The following is a 23,637-nucleotide window of genomic DNA, read 5'->3' on the forward strand; positions in this document are numbered from 1 at the left end:
AGGGTGTAGCTGTAGCTCACGACGCCGGTCGCGGCGTTGAAGCCGGTGATGGTCAGTGTGCTGCCCAGCGGTGTGGTCACCGATTGCGGGAAGCCCGCCGCCACGCCATTGGTGACCACGGCGATGCCGCCCACGGTCAGGGTTGTGACGCCGTCCAGCGCAGTGATGGTGAAGGTGCCGCTTTGGGTCAGCGCGGAGGCGTTGGGGCTACTGCCGTCGCTGAGGTTTTTCTCGTAGACGGTGAGTTCGCCGCCGTTCACGTCCAGGCCGTTGATCGTCACCGGGTCATCGTTGTTGTGGATGTTCAGCACCAGGTTGGCGGTGCTGGTGTCGCCGTCCGAATCGGTGATCGTGTAGGTGAACGTTTCGGTGCCGTTGCCGCCGCCGTGCAATGCCTTGAAGTCGGCGTCGCTGGTGTTGAGCGTGTAGGTGTAGGTGCCGTTGGCGTTCAGCACCAAGGTGCCATAGGTGCCGGTGAAGGTGCCTGCGGTGATCGGGCCGGCGTTGGGGCCGGTCGGTACGCGGTCGGCGCCTTGCACGTCGTTGGTCAACACGTTGCCGGTCAGCGTGAGGTTGGTTTCCGACGCGGTGCCGGCGTTGCTGTCATCCACGCCCTTCGGCAGGTCGTCGATGATGTTCACGTCCAGCGTGCCATTGGCCGTGGTGCCGTTGTCGTCCACCACCGTGACGGCGAATTGCTCGGGCAGGTTGTTCGCGCCGTTGACGTTCGGATGGGCCTCGTTGTCCACCAGCGTGTAGCTGTAGCTGACGACACCGGTCGCTGCGTTGAAGCCGGTGATGGTGAGCGTACTGCCCAAAGGCGTGGTGACCGATTGCGGGAAGCCCGCCGCCACGCCATTGGTGACCACGGCGATGCCGCCCACAGTCAGCGTGGTGACACCATCCAAAGCGGTGACGGTGAACGTGCCGCTTTGGGTCAGGGCCGCCGAGTCAGGGGCGCTGCCGTCGCTGAGGTTTTTCTCGTAGACGGTGAGTTCGCCGCCGTTCACGTCCAGGCCGCTGATCGTCACCGGATCGTCGTTGTTGTGGATGTTCAACACGAGATTCGCGGTGCTGGTGTCGCCGTCCGAATCGGTGAGGGTGTAGGTGAAGGTTTCCGTACCGTTGCCGCCGCCGTGCAGGTTCTTGAAGTCGGCGTCGCTGGTGTTGAGGGTGTAGGTGTAAGTGCCGTTGGCGTTCAGCACCAAAGTCCCGTAGGTCCCAACAAACGTACCGGCGGTGATCGGCCCGGTGCTTTCCCCGACCGGAACCCGGTCGGCGCCTTGCACGTCGTTGGTCAGCACATTGCCTGTCAAAGTCAGGTTGGTTTCCGACGCGGTGCCGGCGTTGCTGTCATCCACGCCTTTCGGCAGGTCGTCGATGATGTTCACGTCCAGCGTGCCGTTGGCCGTGGTGCCGTTGTCGTCCACCACGGTGACGGCGAACTGCTCGGGCAGGTTGTTGGCGCCGTTGGCGTTCGGGTGCGCCTCGTTGTCGACCAGGGTGTAGCTGTAGCTCACGACGCCGGTCGCTGCGTTGAAGCCGGTGATGGTCAGCGTGCTGCCCAGCGGTGTGGTCACCGACTGAGGGAAGCCCGCCGCCACGCCATTGGTGACCACGGCGATGCCGCCCACGGTCAGCGTGGTGACACCATCCAAAGCGGTGACGGTGAACGTGCCGCTTTGGGTCAGCGCGGCCGAGTCCGGCGCGCTGCCAAGGGACAGGTTCTTCTCGAACACCGTCACCTCGCCCCCTTCGACGTTCAAACCGTTGATGACGACAGGATCGTCATTGTTGTGGACCTGCAGCACCAGGTTCGCCGTGCTGGTGTCGCCATCGGCGTCCCGCAGGGTGTAGGTGAAGGTCTCGGTGCCGTTGCCGCCGCCGTGCAGGTTCTTGAAGTCCGGATCGCTGGTGTCGAGGGTATAGGTGTACGTACCGTTGGCGTTGAGCACCAGGGTGCCGTAGGTGCCGACAAACGTGCCGCCCACCACCGGCCCGCTGTCAGGGCCGACGGGGATGCGGTCGGCACCCTGAACATCGTTGGGCAGCACATTGCCGGTCAGTGTCAGGGTGGTTTCCGAGGCGGTCGAGGCGTTGCTGTCGTCCACGGCCTTGGGCACGTCGTCGGTGATGTTGACGTCCAGCGAGCCGGTCGAGGTGTCGCCGTTGCTGTCCCCGGCCACCACGGTGAAGTGTTCGCCGAGGCTGTTGGCGCCGTCGCCCGCCCCATGGGTTTCATTGCCGTTGAGGGTGTAGCTGTAGGTCACGACCCCCGTTGCCGGGTTGTAGCCGATGACGGTCAAGGTGTTGCCCAGCGGTGTGGTGACCGACTGCGGGAAGCCTGCGGCCACGCCACCGACGATCACGTTGATGCCGCCGATGCTCAGGCTGGTCAGGCCGTCGGGGGCGGAGACCGTGAAGCTGCCGGTCTGGGTCAGCGCCCCCGGATTGGCGGCGGAGCCGTCAGGCAGGTTGGCTTCGTTGACCGTCAGTTCGCCCCCCGGCACGTCGAGGCCGTTGAGGGTGACGGGATTGTTGACCGGCGGCACGACCGGCGCCGGGGTGTTGTCGCCGTTGTCGATCACGGCGTTGTGGCGCTCTTCGGGAAACTCGGGAATGCCGCCGAACCCGGCGGTGGGGAAACCGATGATCGGATCGACCCGCCCGCCCACTTCGGTCAGCAGCACGAAACTGTGGCCGCCGCCCAGCTCGCCGGGTGCGCCACCCGTCGCCCCGGGGCCGGCTGCGGTGGCTTCAGCGGATTTCGTCGGGTCTTCGCCGGCGGCGATGGCTTTCTGGATCTGCTCGACGTCGGTCAGTTGCGCTTCACTGGGGGTCAGCGCTTCCGGGGTGTCGACGTGGGTGGCCTGATGGGCCAGCAACTGGCCGGTCATGGTGAGGCTGCTGTCGCGGCCCAGCGTCAGTTCCTGGCCGTTCTGCAGGTGCACCGCCACGGCGCCTTCGGCCCCCGTGACCAGCTGATCGCCGGCGTAGAGCCGGTCGCCTTCGACCAAGGCGCGACGGCTGCCGTCGCCCCCCACCGCAAAAACCTGACCCACGACCTTGGTGACGATCCCGATGAGCGTTGCCATGTGCATTTCCTCCGCTGCCGACCACCGTCGGCGCTGGTTCGCGAAGCAGCCCATGGCTCAAGCGGGTTGCCGGGGCGACGCTCTCGCACCTCGGCAGTTCGTTTCGCAGGTCGCGCAGGACCGGGAAATATGAGTGCCATCAAGCACTTGAAATCCCTGATCACTGCAGCACGCCCACTAGCGCTACGTAACGGTGGTGAATCACCCGAGTGACAAAAAACTGTCGCTCATTGGCCGCTACGCGTCCCTCCCCTTTAGCAGTACTTCGCCGTATGTCGCAAAGTGAGTGGAACTTTCCTCAAGCCTTTCTGTGCTCCCTAAAGCTCATAAAACAAAGGCTTTCGAGAGGAACAATGTGCCGGTTTCGGCCAAGCGCATAAGTTTTTTTCGGCATAACCCATATGAAAATTTTTTCTTAGCTACGCTTCAGGATGTTCTTAGCTCTGTTGTTAAAGAGATGAAACGCTTTTTACAACAAAAATCGTCAATAAATTGGCGACAGTGAAACACCATCAGGACTCAGGGAGATGTAAACCATGCGCGTATTGACCCCCCTCTGCAGTGCGGTTTTGCTGGCCATGGCTTGCACTTCCCAGGCTCAGGCCATGAACCTCACCGAAGCCATCCAGAGCACCATCGCCACCCACCCGGAACTGGCCTCGCGCGTAGATGCCCGCCTGTCCGCGGATGAGCAGGTGAAGGTCGCCAAGGGTGGCTTCTATCCGTCGGTGGACCTGAACGCCGCCTACGGGCGCGGCTACAGCGACAACACCAACACCCGGGCCTTCGGCAACCACCACACCGAAATCCTCAACTACACCCAGTCGGAGCTGCGCCTGCGGCAGATGCTGTTCGACGGCTTCAACACCGCCAACGAGGTCGAGCGCACCAAGGGCGTGTCCAACTCCCGCGCCTACTATGCGCAAGGCACCGCCCAGGACCTGGCCCTGCGCACCATCGAGGTCTACCTCGAAGTGCTCAAGCGCCGCGAACTGGTGACCCTGGCCAAGAACAACCTGCAGGCGCACCTGCGGGTCAACGACCAGATCGGCCTGCGCACCGAACGCGGCGTGGGCAGCACCGCCGACTCCGACCAGTCGGTGGCCCGTAAGGCGCTGGCGCAGAACAACCTCGACACCGCCGAGGTCGACCTGGCCGACGCCGAGTCGAACTTCTACAGCGTGGTCGGGCGCATGCCCGACGAGCTGGAGACGCCGCCCTCGACCCGCGGCGAGTTGCCCGCCGACCTGCGCGAGGCCCAGCAGAGCATGGTCGAGAACAACCCCTACCTGAAATCCGCCCAGGCTGACGTGCAGTCCGCCGAGAGCCAGTATGAAGTCGCCAAGTCGCCGTTCTACCCGCGCTTCGATGCCGAAGCCGCCGTGGGCGCGAACAACAACGTGCAGGGTGACGAAGGCCACGACAACGAATGGCGCGTGGGCGTGGTGATGAACTACAACCTGTTCCGCGGCGGCAGCGACAAGGCCCGCCTGGCGTCCGACGCGCACCAGATCAACCAGGCGATGGACATCCGCAACAACGCCCTGCGCCAGCTCAACGAGAACATCCACCTGGCGTGGAACGCGATGGTCAACGCCAAGAAGCAGACCCCGACCGCCCGCGAATATGCCGAGACCACCAAACGCGTGCGCGCCGCCTACCAGGATCAGTTCGGCCTCGGCCAGCGCACCCTGCTCGATTTGCTCGACAGCGAAAACGAGCTGTACAACGCCAACCGCCGCTACACCGAAATCCGCTATACCGAAGAGTTCTCGATGTACCGGGTGCTGGCGAACATGGGTCAGTTGCTGAGCAAGCAACGGGTGGTGCTGCCCGCCGATGCGATCGCCGCCACGGAAGTGAAGAACGAGGCGCGTCTGCCCGAACTGAAGTAGCGTCTGAAGTGATCCACTGTGGCGAGGGAGCTCGCTCCCGCTGGGCTGCGCAGCAGCCCCGAGCATTCAGGGGCACTCGCACCCAAGCGGGAGCAGGCTACCTCGCCACAGGTCATCGGCCCTCAATCAAGGGGAGCGATCGGTATGACCAGCATGGAACCCGGCAGCACCGGGATCGATCCGCGGCTGAGTTTCGACGACCCGTTGCTCGACGGTCTGTTGATCCTCTGCAAGCTCCACGGCGCCATCGTCAGCCGCGCCAGCCTGAGCGCCGGCCTGCCCCTGGACAAGCAACGCCTGAGCCTGGACCTGCTGCCCCGCGCAGCGGCACGGGCCGGTTTGCAGGCGCGCCTGCTGCGCCGCGAACTGAAAGACATTTCCCCGCTCAACCTGCCGGTGCTGCTGCTGTTGAACAACGGCCGCACCGCCGTGCTGCGGCGCCTGGCCGACGACGGCAAGGCGCTGATCCTGCCCAGCGAGGCCGACGGCGGCGAGCAGTGGGTCGACCACGAGGAGCTCGCCGGCCACTACAGCGGCCAGGCCCTCTTCGCCCGGCCCCGCCATGAACTGGAAGACCTGCGCTCGCCGCTGGTGCCGCGGGTGCAGGCGTGGTTCCGCGACACCCTGAAGCTGTCGAAATGGCTGTACAGCGATGCGGTCCTCGCCAGTTTCCTGATCAACCTGCTGGGCCTGATGGTGCCGCTGTTCGTCATGCAGACCTACGACCGCGTGGTGCCGAACCAGGCCACCTCGACCCTGTGGGTGCTGGCCATCGGTCTTTTGATCGGCACCGGCTTCGAACTGGTGCTGCGGGTGGTGCGCGCGCACCTGCTGGACACCGCCGGCAAGAAGACCGACGTGATCCTGTCCGCGACCCTGTTCGAGCGCATCACCGGCATGGCGATGAAGGCCAGGCCCGCGACCATCGGCGGCTTCGCCCAGAGCATCCACGACTTCCAGGGCCTGCGCGAATTCCTCACCGCCGTCACCCTGACCAGCCTGATCGACCTGCCCTTCGTGGTGCTGATGCTGGCGGTGATCGGCCTGCTCGGCGGTTGGCTGGTGGTGATTCCGCTGGCGGCGTTCCCGGTCACCATCGTGTTCGCCCTGGTGATCCAGGCCCGCCTGCGCGACACCGTGCAGAAAAGCCTGAGCCTGGGCGCCGAGCGCCAGGCGCTGCTGATCGAGACCCTCGGCGGCCTGGAGACCCTCAAGGCGTGCAGCGCCGAAAGCGAGCGCCAGCACAAATGGGAAAGCACCCACGGCGCCCTCACCCGCCTCGACAGCCATGCGCGCAACCTCTCGGCGCTGGCGACCAACGGCACGCTGTTCATCCAGCAGTTCTCGGGAATGGCGACGATCGTCGCCGGGGTCTACAGCATCATCGCCGGCAACCTGAGCGTCGGCGCGCTAGTGGCCAGCTACATGCTCGGCAGCCGCGTGCTGGCGCCGCTGGGGCAGATCGCCGGGCTGATCACCCGCTACCAACAAGCGCAGCTGACGATGAAAAGCACCGACGCCCTGATGGCCCTGCCCCAGGAACGCGACGGCAAGCAGCGCCCCCTGGAGCGCACGCAACTGCAAGGCGCGCTGGACGTCAGCGGCGTGACGTTCCACTACAACGGCCAGAACGCCCCGGCCCTGAACAGCATCAGTTTCAGCCTCAAGGCAGGCGAACGGATCGGCATCATCGGCCGCAGCGGCTCGGGCAAGAGCACCCTGGCGCGGCTGGTGATGGGCTTCTACGAACCCGGCGAAGGCCAGGTGCTGCTCGACGGCCTGGACCTGCGCCAACTGGACGTGGCCGACCTGCGCCAACAGGTCGGCTACGTCGCCCATGACCTGCCGCTGCTGGCCGGCAGCCTGCGCGACAACCTGACCCTCGGCGCCCGCTACGTCAGCGATGCGCGGATGCTCGAAGTCGCCGAACTGACCGGCGTCACCGAACTGGCCCGCCAGCACCCGCAAGGCTTCGACCGGCCGGTGGGCGAACGCGGGCAACTGCTCTCCGGCGGCCAGCGCCAGGCGGTGCTGCTGGCCCGGGCGCTGCTGCTGGATCCGCCGATCATGCTGCTGGACGAACCCACCAGCGCCATGGACAACAGCAGCGAAGACGCCCTGCGCCAGAAGCTGCACCAACAGGTGCAGGGCAAGACCCTGCTGCTGGTCACCCACCGCACCTCGATGCTGAGCCTGGTGGACCGGTTGCTGGTGCTGGACAACGGCCGGATCGTCGCCGACGGTCCGAAGGAAGCGGTCATCGATGCGCTGCGCAAGGGCCGGGTCGGCTCGGCGGCGGTCTGAGAAGCGTGGCCTGAGGCGGGAACCTTGTGGCGAGGGAGCTTGCTCCCGCCGGGTTGCGCAGCAACCCCAAAGAACTTGTGGGCGCTGCGCACCCAAGCGGGACGGCGCGACAATTCGACAAGCTCCCTCGCCACAGGCATTTGATGGTTATTCACTGGTGAGGATCGCTCCATGTCTGCTTCCTCCTCTTCAAAACAGCGCGGCTATTTCGACAGTTTCGGCAAAAGCGCCGAGGCCGAGTTCATGCCGGAAACCGCCGGCGCCTCGCTGCAGGATTCGCCGCGGGCCTCGCGCATCACCGTGTGGCTGGCGGCGGCGCTGCTGGTCAGCGCGCTGGTGTGGGCCAAGTTCGCCGTGCTCCAGGAAGTGACCATGGGCGAAGGCAAGGCGATCCCGTCGAGCAAGGTGCAGGTGATCCAGAACCTGGAGGGCGGCATCGTCACCGAAATCTTCGTGCGCGAAGGCCAGATGGTGGACAAGGGCGACACCCTGCTGCGCCTGGACGACACCCGGTTCCTGTCGAACAAGGGCGAAAGCGAAGCCGACCGCTATGCGCTGATGGCCCAGGTCGAGCGGCTGTCGGCGGAGGCCGAGGGCCGGCCGTTCACGGTGTCCGCCGAAGTCAGCGGCAAGGCCCCGCAGGTGGCCGAGGACGAACGCTCGCTGTACGAGCAACGGCAGAGGCGGCTGGCCAGCGAACAGCGCACCCTCAGCGAACAGCTGCGGCAGAAGACCCAGGAGCTGGCCGAGTTCCGCTCCAAGCAAGGGCAGTTCAGTTCAAGCCTGGCGCTGGTCAACCAGGAGATGAGCATGTCTGAACCGCTGGTCAAGACCGGTGCCGTCTCCCCGGTGGAGATCCTGCGGCTCAAGCGCAGCGCGGTGGAGATCCGCGGCTCGCTCAACGCCACCACCCTGGCGATCCCCCGGGCCGAATCGGCCATCGCCGAGATCCGCAGCAAGATCGACGAGTCGGAACAGACCTTCCGCTCCGAAGCGGCCAAGGAGCTCAACGAGAAACGCACCGACCTGTCGAAAATCACGGCCTCCAGCATCGCCATCGACGACCGCGTCAGCCGCACCACCGTGACCTCGCCGGTGCATGGGGTGATCAAGCAATTGAAGGTCAACACCATCGGCGGCGTGGTGCAGCCGGGCAGCGACATGGTGGAAATCGTGCCGCTGGAGGACAACCTGCTGATCGAAGCCAAGGTGCGTCCGCAGGACGTGGCGTTCCTGCATCCGGGCCAGAAAGCCATGGTCAAGTTCAGCGCCTACGACTACACCATCTACGGCGGGCTCAGCGCCAAACTGGAACTGATCGGCGCCGACACCATCACCGACGACAAGGGCAACAGCTTCTACCTGATCCAGGTGCGCACCGACAAAAACCACTTGGGCGGGGACGTGAAGCCGCTGCTGATCATTCCGGGGATGGTGGCGACGGTGGACATCATCACCGGCGAGAAGACCGTGCTGGACTACCTGCTCAAGCCGGTGCTCAAAGCCCGGACCGAGGCGATGCGCGAACGCTAGCGATTATCCGGAATTTGTGCCGATGGGCATGGCCTCATCGCTGGCAAGCCAGCTCCCACAGTGTCCCTGTCGAACACAAAGTCTGAGCCCGGCGCTAAACCTGTGGGAGCTGGCTTGCCAGCGATGGGGCCAGCGAGGGCACCGATCATTTTTCTGCATGATTGCGTTGGAAGGTCTCCTCCCCCATCGCCGCGATCTGCCCCTCGATCAACGCCTCGAACGGCTTGAGCAACGGCTCGAACGACGCCGGCGCCTCCAGCGTCTGCAAGGCCTGGACGATCGCCTCGACCGTGGACAGCGCCCCCGGCCCCGGCGCCTTGCGCAGCCGGTAGCGGGACACCCCGCCGTCGGCCAGCGTCACCCGCGGCAGCGCCGCCAGCGACGGGTTGAGGTGCAGCAGCTTGCGCGCCTTGCGCCAGGTGCCGTCGGGCACCACCAGCAGCAGCGGCTCGTCGGATGCGCCGTAGGCTTGCAGCGACTGGGCATCGTCCCCCGGAAACAGCAGGCGCGCCCGATACCCCGGCCGGTTCAGCAGCGCCGGCAGATCCTCGAACACCTCGCCGACGATCAGCTCGGCCTGGGTCAACCCCAGCGCCGCCAGCCGCGCCGTGTTGAGCGCGTGGTTGACCTCGCTCGGGTGCTGCAGCAGCAACACCCGCGTGCGGCTGTCGAGGCGGGGGATCAGCGCGCACAGGCAATGGGTTAGGGGGCGCAGGCAGCGCGGGCATTGGGGTCTGGACATTTTCAGGCCTGATTGAGCTGGGCTTTGAGCAAATCGCGAAAGGTCTGGATCAGCGGCTCGCGGCTGCGGCCGCGGCGCATGATCATCGAGAACGGCGCCTGGTAGCCGAAGGTCGCCGGCAGCAGCACGCGCAGGTCGCCCTTGTCGGCCCAGGCCTGGGCGTAATGCTCCGGCAGGTAGCCGATGTAGGCGCCGGACAGCACCAGGATCAGCTGCGCCTCCATGCTCTCCACCGTCGCGGCGCTGTGCTTGAAGCCGTGGCGGGCCAGTTCCGCCTGGCTCCAGTAGCCGCGCCCGACCATGCGCTGCTGGGTGATGACCTGCTCGGGGATCCGCCGCTCGGTGAACAGCGGGTGACGGTTGCTGCAGTACAGCCAGTGCTGCTCGCGGTACAGCGGCATGTACACCAGGCCGCTCATGCGCGTGGAGAACGCGCCGATGGCCAGGTCGAGGCGGTTGTCCTGCACGCCCAGCTGCAATTCGTAGGGGCTCATCACCGACAGGTGCAGGTGCACCGCCGGGTGCTCCTGGCTGTAGGCGCCGATGGCCTCGGCGAACGGCAAGGCCTTGTCGCTGACGGTGGAGTCGATCACCCCGAGGTTGAGCGTGCCGCGCAGTTCGCCCTTGAGCGCGGCGGCGTACTGCTCGAAGCCTTCGAGCTCGGCCAACAGGCGCAGGGTCTCCTGATGGAACAGCTCGCCCTTGCTGGTCAGGCTGAAGCCCCCGCGCCCGCGGTGGCACAGCACCAGGCCGAGGGTGGCCTCCAGCTGGCTCATGTAGGTGCTGATCGCCGAAGTCGACAGGTTGAGCTCCTGCTGGGCGTTGGCGAATCCCTGATGGCGCACCACGCTGACGAAGATGCGCAAAAGTTTCAGGTCGGGTAAAGCGTTGGCCATACAAATGCTCCGGACTCGGGTAAAGCGCTCAACTCAACACAACGGAAAACCCTGTAGGAGCGAGCCTGCTCGCGATGGCGGTGGCTCAGTCAACGTTGATGCTGGCCGCCAGTCCGTCATCGCGAGCAGGCTCGCTCCCACAGGTTTTGTATTCGTCATCCCATTTGGGGATGGCCGAGAAGTCTATCTCGCGCCTCGCCATTAGTTCAGAAAAATCTGAACTAAGTATTTGCCCGCAGCGATTCTTCCGACCTGCGGCATTTCGCAGAATCCGCCCACAACGGTGCCCGAACCTTGCGTAAGCGGCGCACCCGAACAACTAAAACAAAGACGATGAGGCCTTACCCGTGGACAAGATTCTTCACCAACCACTGGGCGGCAACGAAATGCCGCGCTTCGGCGGCATCGCCACCATGCTCCGACTCCCCCACCTCGACACCGCCGCCGGCCTGGACGCTGCCTTCGTCGGCGTGCCGCTGGACATCGGCACCTCGCTGCGCCCCGGCACCCGTTTCGGGCCGCGCGACATCCGCACCGAATCGGTGATGATCCGCCCGTACAACATGGCCACCGGCGCCGCCCCGTTCGACTCGCTGTCGGTGGCCGACATCGGCGACGTGGCGATCAACACCTTCAACCTGCTCGACGCCGTGCGCATCATCGAAGAGGCCTACGACAACATCCTCGAGCACAACGTGATCCCGCTGACCCTGGGCGGCGACCACACCATCACCCTGCCGATCCTGCGCGCCATCCATAAAAAGCACGGCAAGGTCGGCCTGGTGCACATCGACGCCCACGCCGATGTGAACGATCACATGTTCGGCGAGAAGATCGCCCACGGCACGACCTTCCGTCGCGCCGTCGAAGAAGGCCTTCTGGATTGCGACCGCGTGGTGCAGATTGGTCTGCGGGCCCAGGGCTACACCGCCGACGACTTCAACTGGAGCCGCGACCAGGGTTTCCGCGTGGTGCAGGCCGAAGAGTGCTGGCACAAGTCGCTGGAGCCGCTGATGGCCGAAGTGCGCGAGAAGGTCGGCGGCGGCCCGGTGTACCTGAGCTTCGACATCGACGGCATCGACCCGGCCTGGGCGCCCGGCACCGGCACCCCGGAAATCGGCGGCCTGACCACCATCCAGGCGATCGAGATCGTGCGCGGCTGCCAGGGCCTCGACCTGATCGGCTGCGATCTGGTAGAAGTCTCGCCCGCCTACGACACCACCGGCAACACCTCGCTGCTGGCCGCCAACCTGCTGTACGAAATGCTCTGCGTACTGCCAGGCGTGATCCACCGCTGAGGGTTCGCCATGAACGAACGTGATCAGGTTCTGCAGGCGGCCGCCGACCTCGTGTCCGCCTTCGCCCGCAACGACCGCGAAGCCTACTTCGGTGCGTTCAGCGCCGACGCCAGCTTCGTGTTCCACACCCTCGAACAGCCCCTGCTGTCGCGCGACGCCTATCAGGCGCTGTGGGACAGCTGGCGCGCCGAGGATGGCTTCGAGGTGCTCTCGTGCACCTCGAGCAACGCCTGCGTCAGCCTGCAAGGGGACGTGGCGGTCTTCATCCATGACGTGGCCACCGAGCTGCGCATGCAAGGGGAGCAACACTTCAGCCAGGAGCGCGAGACGATTGTGTTCAGGAAGCACGCGTCGAGCCTAGAACAACAAGGCCTATGGCTGGCCTGCCATGAACATTTGTCCGCAATGCCGGAAGGGCTGCCACCCCCTTAGCCAAACAGGCGACGCCCACGCACGATGGGCGCGCCTTGATGATCGGAGCAGATCATGAATAACAAGAACAACGACCAAAGCCTTACGCAGATTGAAACCCACGGGGTCGAACAGATCCCGGACCACGAACGCACCGCAGGTCCCGTGGACTTGTTCCGCATGATCTTCGGCGGCGCCAACACCTTCGCCACCGCCGTGCTCGGCAGTTTCCCGGTGCTGTTCGGCCTGTCTTTCCAGGCCGGGGTCTGGGCGATCGTCTCGGGCGTGCTGCTGGGTTCGCTGATCCTCGCGCCGATGGGCCTGTTCGGCCCGCTCAACGGCACCAACAACGCCGTGTCGTCCGGTGCGCACTTCGGCGTGCACGGGCGGATCGTCGGCTCGTTCCTGTCGCTGCTGACCGCCATCGCCTTCTTCTCGCTCTCGGTGTGGAGTTCGGGGGATGCGCTGATCGGCGGCGCCAAGCGCCTGATCGGCCTGCCGGAAACCGACCTGACCCTGGGCCTGGCCTACGGCCTGTTCGCGGTGCTGGTGCTGACCGTGTGCATCTACGGCTTCCGCTTTCTGCTGTGGGTCAACAAGATCGCGGTGTGGAGCGCCAGCCTGCTGTTCCTGCTGGGCGCGTTCGCCTTCGCCGGCCCCTTCGATGCGCATTACGCCGGCACCGTCAGCCTCGGCCAGCCGGGCTTCTGGGCGGCGTTCATCGGCGCGGCGCTGGTGGCCATGAGCAACCCGATCTCCTTCGGCGCGTTCCTCGGCGACTGGGCCCGCTACATCCCGCGCGACACCTCCCGGCAGCGGATCATGACTGCGGTGATCCTTTCGCAGATCGCCACCTTCATCCCGTTCCTGTTCGGCCTGACCACCGCCACCATCGTGGCGATCCAGGCGCCGGACTACATCGCGGCCAACAACTACGTCGGCGGCCTGCTGGCGGTGTCACCGGGCTGGTTCTTCCTGCCGGTGTGCCTGATTGCGGTGATCGGCGGCATGTCCACCGGCACCACGTCGCTCTACGGCACCGGCCTGGACATGTCCAGCGTGTTCCCGCGGCTGCTGTCGCGGGTCAAGGCGACGCTGCTGATCGGCGTGCTGTCGATCGCCTTCATCTTCATCGGGCGCTTCGCGGCCAACCTGGTGCAGAGCGTGTCGACCTTCGCCGTGCTGATCATCACCTGCACCACTCCGTGGATGGTGATCATGATCATCGGCCTGGTGGTGCGCCGCGGCTTCTACTGCCCGGACGACCTGCAAGTGTTCACCCGCGGCGAGCGAGGCGGCCGCTACTGGTTCAACCACGGCTGGAACTGGCGCGGCATGGGCGCCTGGATCCCCAGCGCGGCGGTCGGCCTGTGCTTCGTCAACCTGCCGGGGCAGTTCGTCGGCCCGCTGGGCGAACTGGCCGGCGGCATCGACATCAGCCTGCTGGTGACCCTGGGCCTGGCCTCGGTGCTGTACCTGATGCTGCTGAGCCTGTTCCCGGAGCCGGCGCTGGTGTACGGCCCGCAGGATGCGCGCCGGGCAATCGCAGAAAAACCCGAACTGCGTCAGGCAGCCTGACCGGTACACAACATTTGAAGGAGTGGAGTTTTTGTGGCGAGGGAGCTTGCTCCCGCTCGACCGCGTAGCGGTCGCAAAACAGCGATTGGGTTTCCCTCAAGAAACCCGGTCGCAGGATTTGGGGCCGCTTCGCAGCCCGGTGGGAGCAAGCTCCCTCGCCACAGAGCGACATTCCACCAGCGTTCCACATAAAAAAGACAATCGGAGACACGCCATCATGGCTTTGGATTTATTCGTCGTCCTCATCTACGCGGCCGGCATGCTCTTGCTCGGCTACTTCGGCATGCGCAAGGCCAAAACCAACGAAGACTTCCTGGTCGCCGGGCGCAACCTGGGCCCGAGCCTGTACATGGGCACCATGGCGGCGACCGTGCTGGGCGGTGCGTCCACCGTCGGCACCGTGCGCCTGGGCTACGTGCACGGGATCTCCGGCTTCTGGCTGTGCGCGGCCCTGGGCTGCGGCATCGTCGCGCTGAACCTGTTCCTGGCCAAGCCGCTGCTGAAACTGAAGATCTACACCGTCACCCAGGTGCTGGAGAAGCGCTACAACCCGATGGCCCGCTCGGCGAGCGCGGCGATCATGCTGGCCTACGCGCTGATGATCGGCGTGACCTCGATCCTGGCCATCGGCACCGTGCTGCAAGTGCTGTTCGGCCTGCCGTTCTGGATCTCGGTGCTGCTGGGCGGCGGCGTGGTGGTGATCTACTCGGCCATCGGCGGCATGTGGTCGCTGACCCTGACCGACATCGTCCAGTTCATCATCAAGACCGTGGGCCTGATGTTCATCCTGCTGCCGATCTGCCTGTACCGCGTCGGCGGCTGGGACGACCTGGTGATGAAGCTGCCGGCGGCGGCGTTCAACTTCACCACCATCGGCTGGGACACGATCATCACCTACTTCATGATCTACTTCTTCGGCATCCTGATCGGTCAGGACATCTGGCAACGGGTGTTCACCGTCAAGAATGAGAAAGTGGCCCAGTACGCCGGCAGCTTCGCCGGGATCTACTGCATCCTCTACGGCCTGGCCTGCGCCCTGATCGGCATGGCGGCCCACGTGCTGATCCCGGACCTGGACAACGTCAACAACGCCTTCGCCGCCATCGTCAAACTGTCGCTGCCGGACGGCATCCGCGGCCTGGTGATCGCCGCCGCGCTGGCCGCGATGATGTCCACCGCCAGCGCCGGCCTGCTGGCCGCCGCCACCACCCTGACCGAAGACCTGCTGCCCAAGCTGCGTGGCGGCAAGCCGTCGAGCCTGGGCATCAACCGCCTGTTCACCCTGCTGACCGGCGCCGTGGTGCTGGCCATCGCCCTGGTGGTGAACGACGTGATCAGCGCCCTGACCCTGGCCTACAACCTGTTGGTGGGCGGCATGCTGATCCCGCTGATCGGCGCGATCTTCTGGAAACGCGCGACCACCGCCGGCGCCATCGCCAGCATGGGCATGGGCTTCGCCACGGCGCTGCTGTTCATGGTCAAGGACGGTCTGGACGCCAACACCCCGATCTACTACAGCCTGGCCGTGGGCCTGGTGAGTTTCGTGGTGGTGAGCTTGATGTCCCGTCGCCCTGCCCCGGTGGCCAGCGCGATCTAAGCTTCACATAACGACTCGATGCTTTCTTCGGCGGGTGTGGCGTCGGTTGCCACACCCGTTTTTTTCGTCTGGAGAAAATGATTGATGAAGATCGTCAGCCGCGACCGGTGGTTCGAAGTGCAGTCCCTGGGCGACGGCATCCGCCTGATCCACGAGCCGTACATCCGGCCGTTCTACCGCTGCAACCTGTGGCACATCCAGGGCCGCGACAAGGATCTGTTGCTCGACAGCGGCTCGGGGCTGGTCAGCCTGCGCGAGCAACTGCCCTGGCTCACCGAACGGCCGCTGGTGGCGGTGGCCAGCCATTGCCACTTCGACCACATCGCCGGCCACCACGAATTCGCCGAACGCCTGGTGCACCCGGCCGAAGCCGACATCCTGGCGGCGCCGGACGGCGACAACGACCTGAGCCGCGCCTTCGTCGGCGACGACATGTTCGAGGCCCACCCGGACTGCCCGTTGTGCTATGCCGAGTACCGGGTCAAGGCGGCGCCGGCCACCGGCTTCGTCGAGGACGGCGACGTGCTCGACCTGGGCGGCCGCACGCTGCAGGTGCTGCACACGCCGGGGCATTCGCCGGGCGGGATCAGCCTGTACGAGGCGGCGACCGAAACCCTGTTCAGCGGCGACATCATCTACGACGGCCCGCTGATCGAAGACGCCTACCACTCCGATCTCGACGACTACGCCGCCAGCCTGCGGCGCCTGCACGGCCTGGCGGTGCGCACGGTGCATGGCGGGCACTTCGGCAGCTTCTCCGGGAAGCACCTGCGGGGAATGATTGACCAGTGGCTGCGCCGGCACGGGTGAAGCCTGCTGTAATCAATCAGGTCGCCCCCTTCGAATGACTGCCATGAACAGAGCCGCCGTGCGCGCCGCCGTGCACCGATTCATCCTTCGCCTGCTGGAGAACCGCGAATTCGACGACAACACCAGCCTGGCGCAACTGGGGCTGGAGAAAGCGGACATCGAAGATCTGATCTTCCACCTGGAAGATGAATTCGGACTGACGGCGTTCACCGCCGAGGAGGACCGGATGCTCAGGAGCGCGAAGACGGCGAATGACTTGAGCCGGTTCCTGATGGAGATCAGCCGGCATTGAGAAACGAAAAATCGCAGCCTCCGGCAGCGCCCACATCGATAGGGATGGGCGCTGCCGGAGGCTGCGATCTCTTGGGCATCAAGCCCGGGGCATCACCGGCGACGCGGCTGGCGCCGACGCTGTTCGTCATCGGTGCGGATCGGTACGGGTTGCAGAGGCGGTTCGATCAAGCCGAGGGCAACACCCAAATCGTGCAGCCAGTTCTGAATTTTCTCTTTCATCGTCATGCCCCCTTCAGGGTGGTGCCGAGCGACCGGAATTCTGAGGCCGCTTCGCACTGATAATAGTCCGAAGTCCTACGCAATGCGCAGTGAAATCCGCAATGATCTGTTACCGAATCGGACGAAATCCCTGACCGTTCGCTCAAGCCGATTCCCGGGCGTCTTCGCCGGCCACGGGATAGAGCGCCCGCTGCTGTTCGATCCAGGCATTGAGGTTGGCGCCGACCATGCCCTTGCGCCACATCAGCCATGTCGTCGCGCTGGCGAACGGCTCGGCCAGCGGGTGCACCGCCACGCCTTCGCGCCCCGGCAGGCTGGCGAGCATCGACTCGGACATCAGCGCCACGCCGCTGCCGGCGATCACGCAGGCCAGCATGCCCTGATACGACTCGATCTCCATCGCCCGGCCCATGGCCGCGTGATAGTGGGCGAACCACGACTCCAGCCGCGCCCGGTAGGCGCAGCCATGGCGGAAGGTGAACACCGCGCGCCCCTCGACATCCTTGGCGCTGCGCACCGGCGGGTGCTCGGCTTCGCTGATCAGCACCAGCCGCTCGTTGCACAGCGGCACACCGTCGATGCCCGCCAGCTGCGGCGGGCCGTCCACCAGCGCCGCGTCGAGCCGGCCGGTGAGCAGGCCTTCGAGCAGCTCGCCGCTGGGCCCGGACTGCACTTGCAGGTTCACCGCCGGATAACGCTTGTGATAGCGGGCCAGCAGCGCCGGCAGATGAATCGCCGCCGTGCTGTACAGCGTGCCCAGCACGAAGTCCCCCGCCGGTTGCCCGCCCATCACCGCCGCACTGGCCTGATCGCGCAGGGCGAACAGCTTGCCGGCGTAGTCCAGCAGGACCTTTCCCGCAGGTGACAGCTGCAAACGCTGACGCTCACGGACGAACAGTTCGACGCCCAACTGCTCCTCCAGCTGTTTAAGCCGGGTCGACAGGTTCGACGGCACCCGGTGCAGGCGTTCGGCGGCGCGGGTGATCGAGCCCTCCTCCGCCACCGCCTGAAAGATCCGCAGTTGGCTGAACTCCACAGGTTTTCTCCAGAACAGAACAAGTTACTCACTATTATTCAATTTTAAAGAAAGTCAATCAGTCCTAGCCTGACGGTCATCGAACCCTCTTTGGAACTGCGACCATGTCACCGCTGATTCGCCTTCTCGCCAGTTTTGTCGCCCTGATGATGGCCATGGGCATCGGGCGCTTCGCCCTCACCCCGCAAATGCCGCACCTGCTCAGCGAAGGCCAGGTCGACCTGACCGCCGCCGGCCTGATCGCCGCCGCCAACTACCTCGGCTACCTGCTGGGTGCGGTGGATGCGATGTTTGCCCGCCGGCCGGAGCAGGTGCGCGGTCGCTTGCACGGCGGCCTGTGGCTGTGCGTGCTGCTGACCCTGGCCTCGTTCTGGGCCGACGGTTTCTGGTCGCACCTGATCCTGCGCTTCGGCACCGGCGTGGCCAGCGCCTGGGTGCTGGTGATGATCACGGCCTTGAGCCAGCCGCTGGCGTTGGCCGCCGGACGCCCACGGCTGGGCGCGGCGGTGTTTGCCGGGCCGGGATTGGGGATTTTTCTGACAGGCCTGCTGGCGCTGGCCTCACACCTGCTGAACCAGACGTCCGCCACCTTGTGGCTGATCTACGCCGCCGTGGCGCTGGCGATGCTACTGGCCATCGTGCGGATCCTGCCGCAACCGGCCGCCCCGGCGGCTGCGGCGCCCGTGACCACAGGCGCACCGGCCCGCGGCATCGCCCGGCTGGCCGTGGTGTATGCGTTGTACGGCGTGGGTTACATCATTCCGGCCACGTTCCTGTCGCAGATGGCCAACGCGCAATTCCACGGGCAATGGCAGGCGGATCTGTTCTGGCCTTGCTTCGGCCTGGCGTCGGCCCTCGGCGTCGTGCTGGTGAGCCTGCGCAGGCCCGATGCGGGCACCACCCGTCATTGGCTGCTGGCCACCTTGTGGCTGCAAGCGGCCGGGGTGTTCGCCTGCCTGCTGGGCAGCGGCGCCGGGCTGGCGCTGGGGGTGATCCTGTGCGGCACGCCGTTCCTGGCCTGCATGCAACTGGTGATGCAGCGCTCGCGGGAGCTGGCGCCCCATGCCACCCAGCGCAACGCCGGCCTGCTGACCGCGTGCTTCGCGGTCGGTCAGCTCAGCGGCCCGTTGCTGGCGGCGCTGAGCAGCCATTTCAGCGGCGGCCTGCAACCGGCGCTGGTGATCGCCGGCAGCGGCCTGCTGGTCGCCGGCGGCCTGGCCCTGCAACCGCTCAGGGCTGACCGAGGGCTTTGCGCAAGCGCCGGCGCACCCACTGCTCGGCGCTGACGAAGGTGATGCCGAGCAGCACCAGCACTGCGCCGACGATGAAGTTCAGGCTCAGCTTCTCGCCCAGCAGCAACACGCCGAACGTGACGCCGAACAGCGGCGTCATGAACGAAAACACCGCCAGGTTGGCCGCCAGGTAGCGCCGCAGCAGCCAGAACCAGATCAGGTAGCTGAAGAACGACACCACCACACCCTGGAACAGCACGCTGGCCACCGCCACGCCGGTGAGGCTGACGTGGGTGATCTGGCCGCTGAACAGCGCAATCGCCAGTAGGCCGAGGAAACCGACGATCAGCTGATAGAACAGGGTCAGTGTCACCGGCGCCTCGGACAGCCGCGAGGCGCGCACCACCACCGTGGTCGCGCCCCAGCAGGCGCCGGCCAGCACGCCCAGGGCGTCGCCCAGCAGCATGCGCCGGTCGAGGTTGTCCCACGACACCCCGCCGGCGAAAGCGATGGCGATGCCGACGAACGCCAGGCAGATGCCCAGCCACTGCACGGCGCGCAAACGCTCGCCCGGCAGCAGGAAATGCACGCCCAACGCGGTGAAGATCGGCGCGGTGTAGAGGAACACCGACATGTGCGCCGCCGTGGTCAGCTGCAGCCCCTCGGCGATGAAAAGGAACTCGAGGCCGAACAAGGCACCGGCCAGCAGGCCGCCGCGCCAGGTGGCGCCGACCTGATCCCAGCCGCCCTTGACGCAGATCAGCAGGCCCACCAGCAACGCGGAGATCCCCGACCGCCCGGCCGCCTGCATCACCGGCGCGATGTCGGCCGCCGCCCACTTGATCATCACCTGCTGCACGCCCCAGACCAGGCACAGGCCGATCATCACCTGCAAAGCGAAACCGTCGGCGCTGCGCCGCTCTGCGCTCACCGCAACACCTCGAACACACATCTCATGGCAGATTTCCCCAAGGCTCAAAACAAAGCCCCGGACAGTGTCCGGGGCAAATGGATGACGGCTGCGCCGCCAATCGCAAGCAGGCTCGCTCCCACTGGGGACGAGGCCGGCTCAGGCAACACCGACAGCGGTAAAACTCAGCTCAGCTCGATGCGGTCGGCGTGGATGACGATCTGGCCGCTCTTGTACAACGCCCCGATGGCCTTCTTGAAGTTGCCCTTGCTGACGCCGAACAGGCTGCTGATCAGCGCCGGATCGCTCTTGTCGCTCACCGCCAGGGTGCCGTTGCTTTCGCGCAGCTTGGCGAGGATCTTCGCGTTCAGGCTGCCCGCCGCTTCCTGGCCGACCGGTTGCAGGCTGAGGCTGATCTTGCCGTCGGCGCGCATTTCCTTGATGAAGCCCTTCTCGCGCATGCCCGAGCGCATGTACTTGAAGATCTCGTTCTTGTGGATCAGGCCCCAATGCTTGTTGTTGATGATCGCCTTGTAGCCCATGTCGGTGGACTCGACGACCAGCAGATCGACCTCTTGCCCAGGCGTGTAGGTGGCCGGGGTCTTGTCCAGGTAGCGGTCCAGGCGCGCGGTGGCGGTGATGCGGCGGGTGCGCTTGTCGAGGTAGGCATGCACCACGCAGTAGTCGCCGGCGCTCAACTGGCGCTTTTCCTCGGAATACGGCAGCAGCAGGTCCTTGGGCAGGCCCCAGTCGAGGAACACGCCGATGCTGTTGATCTCGACCACTTTGAGGCTGGCGAACTCGCCGACCTGGATCTTCGGTCTTTCGGTGGTGGCGAGCAGTTTGTCTTCGCTGTCCAGATAGACGAACACGTTGAGCCAGTCTTCATCTTCGCTGGACACATCCTTGGGGACGTAGCGGTTGGGCAAGAGAATCTCGCCGTCGGCGCCGCCGTCCAGGTACAGGCCGAAGCTGGTGTGCTTGACCACTTGCAAACTGTTGTAACGCCCGACTAAAGCCATTTCCGATTCCTCACTTACGTGGGCGGCATTCTACCCGGTTTTGCCCGGCGCGTTGGCGGCGCGAACGGCCGGCGAGGGAGATTCGCCGATGGCCGGGGCTTCATCGCAACGGTGCCGTTCGTCCGATTGTCGAAAGGGCTTGCGCCTTTCTGAGCCGGGCCCCATGCGCGCCTACGTTCCGATTCAAAACAGGAGGTTAGCGGGCGGTTTCAACCCGCCGACCGATAATGTCCGACTTTCCTGGTAGGTCTTTACCCGGGACATTCACCCAGATTTTGTCGGGGAATTACGGTAGTCTGGCCGGCCGAGCCACTTTTACAGGTCAATGCCCGCCATGCGTGTCAAAGCCTCCGCCAGCAAAGCCAAGCCCGCTCCAGCCGTTGAAACCAGCGAATCGCTGAACGACCAGATCGCCGCGTTCCTCAAGTCCGGCGGTGAGATCCAGCAGATCGCCAAAGGCGTCAGCGGCCAGACCTTCACCCCTTCCCGGCACATCAGCCTGGGCAAGAAGTAAGACCGCGCAATACCCTCCGTCCACGGGCGCTTTGAGCTTCGAAGCGTCTGGACCGGCCCCTCGCCCCACCGCTCCCGCGTTTAAAACCTCAGCGAAAATCGACGAACGGCCCCCGGTGCCGATCATTCGCCGGTATCCTTGCACGCGTCTGGATAAAGCGTTTCAGCAGGCCTTGGCGCCCTGCCCTCGCTGTTCAAGGAGTGACGCATGTTCAAACCCTTCTGTTTATTGCTTGTCGGCCTGCTGGCCTGCCCCGGCGCCTTTGCGCAGATCTTCCAGCGCGAACTCGGCGATTTCGACCTCAAGCTCGGCACCAGCCCCAGCCGCAGCATGGCCCAGGGCCTGGTCAAGCCTTCGGCGGTCGGCGCCTTCCACGGCGGCCTCGACCTGAGCCACGACAGCGGCCTCTACTTCGGCCAATGGTCGCCCAGCATGGGCATCACGCCGGGCAAGGATCTGGAGGTGGACTCCTACCTGGGCTTCAAGCAGCCCTTCGACCAGACCCTGGGCTACGAAGTCGGCACGATCCGCTACAGCTACCCCAGCGTCGACACGCCCGACAGCCAGGAACTGTTCGGCGGCCTGACCCTGCTCGGCAGCCGTTTCGGCCTGGCGTTCAGCGACGATCCGGACAAGCGCAACAACACCCTGTTCGCCGACTTCGGCGGCAACCAGCCGTTCGGCATCGGCATCAGCATGAAGTACACCCGCCACCGGCTGAACACCCCGGTCTCGGTGGACGGCGGCTACGTCAGCGCCTTCAGCGACTGGTCGCTGAAGTTCTCCCGCCCGTTCATGGGCATCGACCTGAACCTGATCTACAGCAACTCCAGCCTCGGCGGCAGCGATTGCACCGCGTACTCCGGCCACAACAGCCAGTGCGACGGGCTGGTCACCCTCAAGGCCGAACGCGCGTTCTATTGATCGGCTGAACCGGCGGGGCCATGCTGCGTTCACATGAACATCAGACTGGCTTTCGCAAGGATTCGCCCATGTCTCGCCGGTTCAAGCACCTCATCGTCCTGTTGACCTTCATGCTCACCCTCGGCGCGTGCAGCCGCATCGGCCTGGCCTACCGCAACCTCGACGTGATCATTCCGTGGACGCTCAGCGACTACCTGGACATGAACGGCGAGCAGAAAGGCTGGTTCAACGAGCGCCTCAAGGAGCACCTGAGCTGGCACTGCACCACGCAGTTGCCGGGTTACCTCGACTGGCTGGATCGCCTGCAATCGATGGTCGAGCGCAACCAGGTCACCGACGCCGCCCTTCAGGCCCGCACGGCGGAAGCCAAACAGGCCATCGCCGAGACCGCCCGACAGATCACCCCGTCGGCCGTCGAACTGCTGAAAGGCCTGGACGACAGGCAGGTCGCCGAGATGAACGACGCCTTCGCCAAGGACCTGCGCAAACACGAGCAGCAGTACCTCAAGCCGCCGCTGACCCGGCAAGTCGCCGAACGCGGCGCCCGCATGGACAAGCGCCTGAACGACTGGCTCGGGCCGCTGAGCGTGACGCAAGAGCAGCGGGTGATGGCCTGGTCCACGGCGTTGGGCGACCAGAACACCCAGTGGATCGCCAACCGCGCCCACTGGCAAAAGCAGTTCAGCGCGGCGGTGGCGCAACGGCAAAATCCCGGTTTCCCACAAAGGATCGAGACCCTTCTGGTCAACCGCGAGAGCCTGTGGACACCCGATTACCGCAAGGCCTACGCCGACACCGAGGCGCAGGCCCGCTCGCTGTTCGTCGACCTGATGGCCGAGAGCACGCCGCAGCAGCGTCAGCGGCTGCTGAAGAAAATCGAGGGCGTGCGCAAGGACTTCAACGACCTGAAATGCCTGAAGGCCGCCCAAAGCAGCTAGGCAAACGGTGCCTGGGCGGGCGCCATCGCCAGCAGGCTGGCTCCCACAGGGGTTTGGGGTGGCGGCCGATCCTGAGTAGATCCGCGATACCTGTGGTAGCTGGCTGGCTAGCGATAGCGGCCTGTCAGCCACTGGAGATGTCGGCTGTGATGGCCCAATCGTTGGCAAGCCAACTCCCACAGGTTTCTGTGGTGTACAGGGATCCTGCGGACACCGGCGATTCCCTGTGGGAGCCAGCCTGCTGGCGATGGCGGTGGATCAGCCAACAGAGATGTCGGCAGTGCTGGCCCCATCGCTTGCAGGCAAGCTCCTACAGGTTTTGGGGTGTGCCTGGATCCTGCGGACACCGGCGATTCCCTGTGGGAGCCAGCCTGCTGGCGATGGCGGTG

The 23,637-nt window shown here is 65.3% G+C and carries 20 protein-coding genes; 13 read left to right on the forward strand and 7 right to left on the reverse strand.

Annotated features, from left to right (window positions below; genetic code table 11):
• A partial coding sequence (locus ACIP0B_RS18220) for a retention module-containing protein (RefSeq protein WP_400834568.1) occupies window positions 1-3,095 on the reverse strand: 3,095 nt, incomplete at its 3' end.
• A gap of 536 nt (window positions 3,096-3,631) precedes the next feature.
• Between ACIP0B_RS18220 and ACIP0B_RS18225 the strand changes: the two genes are divergently transcribed.
• The 3 genes from ACIP0B_RS18225 (at window position 3,632) to ACIP0B_RS18235 (ending at window position 8,827) form a co-directional block, all read left to right on the forward strand.
• Window positions 3,632-4,990, forward strand: coding sequence for a TolC family outer membrane protein (locus ACIP0B_RS18225; protein ID WP_400834571.1), 1,359 nt, complete (start codon window positions 3,632-3,634; stop codon window positions 4,988-4,990).
• Between the two features lie 144 nt (window positions 4,991-5,134).
• A complete protein-coding gene (locus tag ACIP0B_RS18230; RefSeq protein ID WP_400834574.1) occupies window positions 5,135-7,294 on the forward strand; it encodes a type I secretion system permease/ATPase in 2,160 nt (719 codons plus the stop codon).
• Window positions 7,295-7,465: 171 nt separating this feature from the next.
• Window positions 7,466-8,827, forward strand: coding sequence for an HlyD family type I secretion periplasmic adaptor subunit (locus ACIP0B_RS18235; protein ID WP_400834577.1), 1,362 nt, complete (start codon window positions 7,466-7,468; stop codon window positions 8,825-8,827).
• Window positions 8,828-8,972: 145 nt separating this feature from the next.
• Here the strand turns inward: ACIP0B_RS18235 and ACIP0B_RS18240 are convergent, their stop codons facing one another.
• Window positions 8,973-9,569: a tRNA-uridine aminocarboxypropyltransferase gene (locus tag ACIP0B_RS18240; protein WP_400834580.1), complete on the reverse strand. Its 597-nt coding sequence runs from the start codon at window positions 9,567-9,569 to the stop codon at window positions 8,973-8,975.
• 2 nt (window positions 9,570-9,571) lie between these two features.
• Window positions 9,572-10,465 carry a LysR family transcriptional regulator gene (locus ACIP0B_RS18245; RefSeq protein ID WP_400834583.1) on the reverse strand — a complete coding sequence of 298 codons (894 nt, stop codon included), beginning with the start codon at window positions 10,463-10,465 and terminating at the stop codon, window positions 9,572-9,574.
• A gap of 347 nt (window positions 10,466-10,812) precedes the next feature.
• On the opposite strand from ACIP0B_RS18245, the gene speB reads away from it, so the two are divergent.
• The 6 genes from speB to ACIP0B_RS18275 all read left to right on the forward strand — a co-directional run bounded on the left by speB (window position 10,813) and on the right by ACIP0B_RS18275 (window position 16,451).
• Entirely contained in the window at window positions 10,813-11,763 is a 951-nt protein-coding gene (gene speB / locus ACIP0B_RS18250) for an agmatinase (RefSeq protein ID WP_400834586.1), read from the forward strand.
• Window positions 11,764-11,772: 9 nt separating this feature from the next.
• Window positions 11,773-12,195 (forward strand): nuclear transport factor 2 family protein, encoded by a 423-nt coding sequence (locus ACIP0B_RS18255; protein ID WP_217893201.1) that lies wholly within the window; start codon window positions 11,773-11,775, stop codon window positions 12,193-12,195.
• A 54-nt stretch (window positions 12,196-12,249) separates the two neighbouring features.
• The gene (locus tag ACIP0B_RS18260) at window positions 12,250-13,752 is read left to right on the forward strand and encodes a purine-cytosine permease family protein (protein ID WP_400834589.1); all 1,503 of its coding nucleotides are present in this window, start codon (window positions 12,250-12,252) and stop codon (window positions 13,750-13,752) included.
• A gap of 217 nt (window positions 13,753-13,969) precedes the next feature.
• On the forward strand, window positions 13,970-15,349 hold the full coding sequence (locus ACIP0B_RS18265; RefSeq protein WP_400834592.1) for a sodium:solute symporter: 1,380 nt from the start codon (window positions 13,970-13,972) through the stop codon (window positions 15,347-15,349).
• An 84-nt stretch (window positions 15,350-15,433) separates the two neighbouring features.
• Window positions 15,434-16,159 (forward strand): MBL fold metallo-hydrolase, encoded by a 726-nt coding sequence (locus ACIP0B_RS18270; RefSeq protein ID WP_400834595.1) that lies wholly within the window; start codon window positions 15,434-15,436, stop codon window positions 16,157-16,159.
• Window positions 16,160-16,202: 43 nt separating this feature from the next.
• Window positions 16,203-16,451 carry an acyl carrier protein gene (locus tag ACIP0B_RS18275; RefSeq protein ID WP_400834598.1) on the forward strand — a complete coding sequence of 83 codons (249 nt, stop codon included), beginning with the start codon at window positions 16,203-16,205 and terminating at the stop codon, window positions 16,449-16,451.
• A 92-nt stretch (window positions 16,452-16,543) separates the two neighbouring features.
• On the opposite strand, the gene ACIP0B_RS18280 is transcribed toward ACIP0B_RS18275, so the two are convergent.
• Window positions 16,544-16,672 (reverse strand): PA1414 family protein, encoded by a 129-nt coding sequence (locus tag ACIP0B_RS18280; protein ID WP_003184145.1) that lies wholly within the window; start codon window positions 16,670-16,672, stop codon window positions 16,544-16,546.
• Between the two features lie 142 nt (window positions 16,673-16,814).
• Window positions 16,815-17,708, reverse strand: coding sequence for a LysR substrate-binding domain-containing protein (locus ACIP0B_RS18285; RefSeq protein WP_400834601.1), 894 nt, complete (start codon window positions 17,706-17,708; stop codon window positions 16,815-16,817).
• Between the two features lie 104 nt (window positions 17,709-17,812).
• On the opposite strand from ACIP0B_RS18285, the gene ACIP0B_RS18290 reads away from it, so the two are divergent.
• Entirely contained in the window at window positions 17,813-18,994 is a 1,182-nt protein-coding gene (locus ACIP0B_RS18290; protein WP_400834604.1) for an MFS transporter, read from the forward strand.
• On the opposite strand, the gene ACIP0B_RS18295 is transcribed toward ACIP0B_RS18290, so the two are convergent.
• Window positions 18,939-19,871, reverse strand: a complete 933-nt coding sequence (locus ACIP0B_RS18295; protein ID WP_400834607.1) for a DMT family transporter — start codon at window positions 19,869-19,871, stop codon at window positions 18,939-18,941. The two genes, ACIP0B_RS18290 and ACIP0B_RS18295, sit on opposite strands and share 56 nt — an antisense overlap.
• Before the next feature lie 164 nt (window positions 19,872-20,035).
• Window positions 20,036-20,872, reverse strand: a complete 837-nt coding sequence (locus tag ACIP0B_RS18300) for a S1 RNA-binding domain-containing protein (protein ID WP_400834610.1) — start codon at window positions 20,870-20,872, stop codon at window positions 20,036-20,038.
• Between the two features lie 325 nt (window positions 20,873-21,197).
• Between ACIP0B_RS18300 and ACIP0B_RS18305 the strand changes: the two genes are divergently transcribed.
• The 3 genes from ACIP0B_RS18305 to ACIP0B_RS18315 all read left to right on the forward strand — a co-directional run bounded on the left by ACIP0B_RS18305 (window position 21,198) and on the right by ACIP0B_RS18315 (window position 23,248).
• Entirely contained in the window at window positions 21,198-21,386 is a 189-nt protein-coding gene (locus ACIP0B_RS18305) for a hypothetical protein (protein ID WP_400834613.1), read from the forward strand.
• 207 nt (window positions 21,387-21,593) lie between these two features.
• The gene (locus ACIP0B_RS18310) at window positions 21,594-22,310 is read left to right on the forward strand and encodes a TorF family putative porin (protein ID WP_400834616.1); all 717 of its coding nucleotides are present in this window, start codon (window positions 21,594-21,596) and stop codon (window positions 22,308-22,310) included.
• Between the two features lie 68 nt (window positions 22,311-22,378).
• Complete coding sequence (locus ACIP0B_RS18315) at window positions 22,379-23,248, forward strand: DUF6279 family lipoprotein (protein ID WP_400834619.1); 870 nt, start codon at window positions 22,379-22,381, stop codon at window positions 23,246-23,248.
• Window positions 23,249-23,637 lie beyond the last annotated feature (389 nt).

The organism is Pseudomonas sp. NPDC089534 (genome assembly GCF_044749305.1).
GTDB lineage: Bacteria > Pseudomonadota > Gammaproteobacteria > Pseudomonadales > Pseudomonadaceae > Aquipseudomonas > Aquipseudomonas ekonensis.

Excerpts from the sequence above, each read along its gene's own strand:
- ACIP0B_RS18225 (WP_400834571.1), top strand. The coding sequence starts at position 3,632 with ATGCGCGTATTGACCCCCCTCTGCAGTGCGGTTTTGCTGGCCATGGCT.
- ACIP0B_RS18230 (WP_400834574.1), top strand. The coding sequence starts at position 5,135 with ATGACCAGCATGGAACCCGGCAGCACCGGGATCGATCCGCGGCTGAGT.
- ACIP0B_RS18235 (WP_400834577.1), top strand. The coding sequence starts at position 7,466 with ATGTCTGCTTCCTCCTCTTCAAAACAGCGCGGCTATTTCGACAGTTTC.
- ACIP0B_RS18240 (WP_400834580.1), bottom strand. The coding sequence starts at position 9,569 with ATGTCCAGACCCCAATGCCCGCGCTGCCTGCGCCCCCTAACCCATTGC.
- ACIP0B_RS18245 (WP_400834583.1), bottom strand. The coding sequence starts at position 10,465 with ATGGCCAACGCTTTACCCGACCTGAAACTTTTGCGCATCTTCGTCAGC.
- ACIP0B_RS18255 (WP_217893201.1), top strand. The coding sequence starts at position 11,773 with ATGAACGAACGTGATCAGGTTCTGCAGGCGGCCGCCGACCTCGTGTCC.
- ACIP0B_RS18260 (WP_400834589.1), top strand. The coding sequence starts at position 12,250 with ATGAATAACAAGAACAACGACCAAAGCCTTACGCAGATTGAAACCCAC.
- ACIP0B_RS18265 (WP_400834592.1), top strand. The coding sequence starts at position 13,970 with ATGGCTTTGGATTTATTCGTCGTCCTCATCTACGCGGCCGGCATGCTC.
- ACIP0B_RS18270 (WP_400834595.1), top strand. The coding sequence starts at position 15,434 with ATGAAGATCGTCAGCCGCGACCGGTGGTTCGAAGTGCAGTCCCTGGGC.
- ACIP0B_RS18275 (WP_400834598.1), top strand. The coding sequence starts at position 16,203 with ATGAACAGAGCCGCCGTGCGCGCCGCCGTGCACCGATTCATCCTTCGC.
- ACIP0B_RS18280 (WP_003184145.1), bottom strand. The coding sequence starts at position 16,672 with ATGAAAGAGAAAATTCAGAACTGGCTGCACGATTTGGGTGTTGCCCTC.
- ACIP0B_RS18290 (WP_400834604.1), top strand. The coding sequence starts at position 17,813 with ATGTCACCGCTGATTCGCCTTCTCGCCAGTTTTGTCGCCCTGATGATG.
- ACIP0B_RS18300 (WP_400834610.1), bottom strand. The coding sequence starts at position 20,872 with ATGGCTTTAGTCGGGCGTTACAACAGTTTGCAAGTGGTCAAGCACACC.
- ACIP0B_RS18305 (WP_400834613.1), top strand. The coding sequence starts at position 21,198 with ATGCCCGCCATGCGTGTCAAAGCCTCCGCCAGCAAAGCCAAGCCCGCT.
- ACIP0B_RS18310 (WP_400834616.1), top strand. The coding sequence starts at position 21,594 with ATGTTCAAACCCTTCTGTTTATTGCTTGTCGGCCTGCTGGCCTGCCCC.
- ACIP0B_RS18315 (WP_400834619.1), top strand. The coding sequence starts at position 22,379 with ATGTCTCGCCGGTTCAAGCACCTCATCGTCCTGTTGACCTTCATGCTC.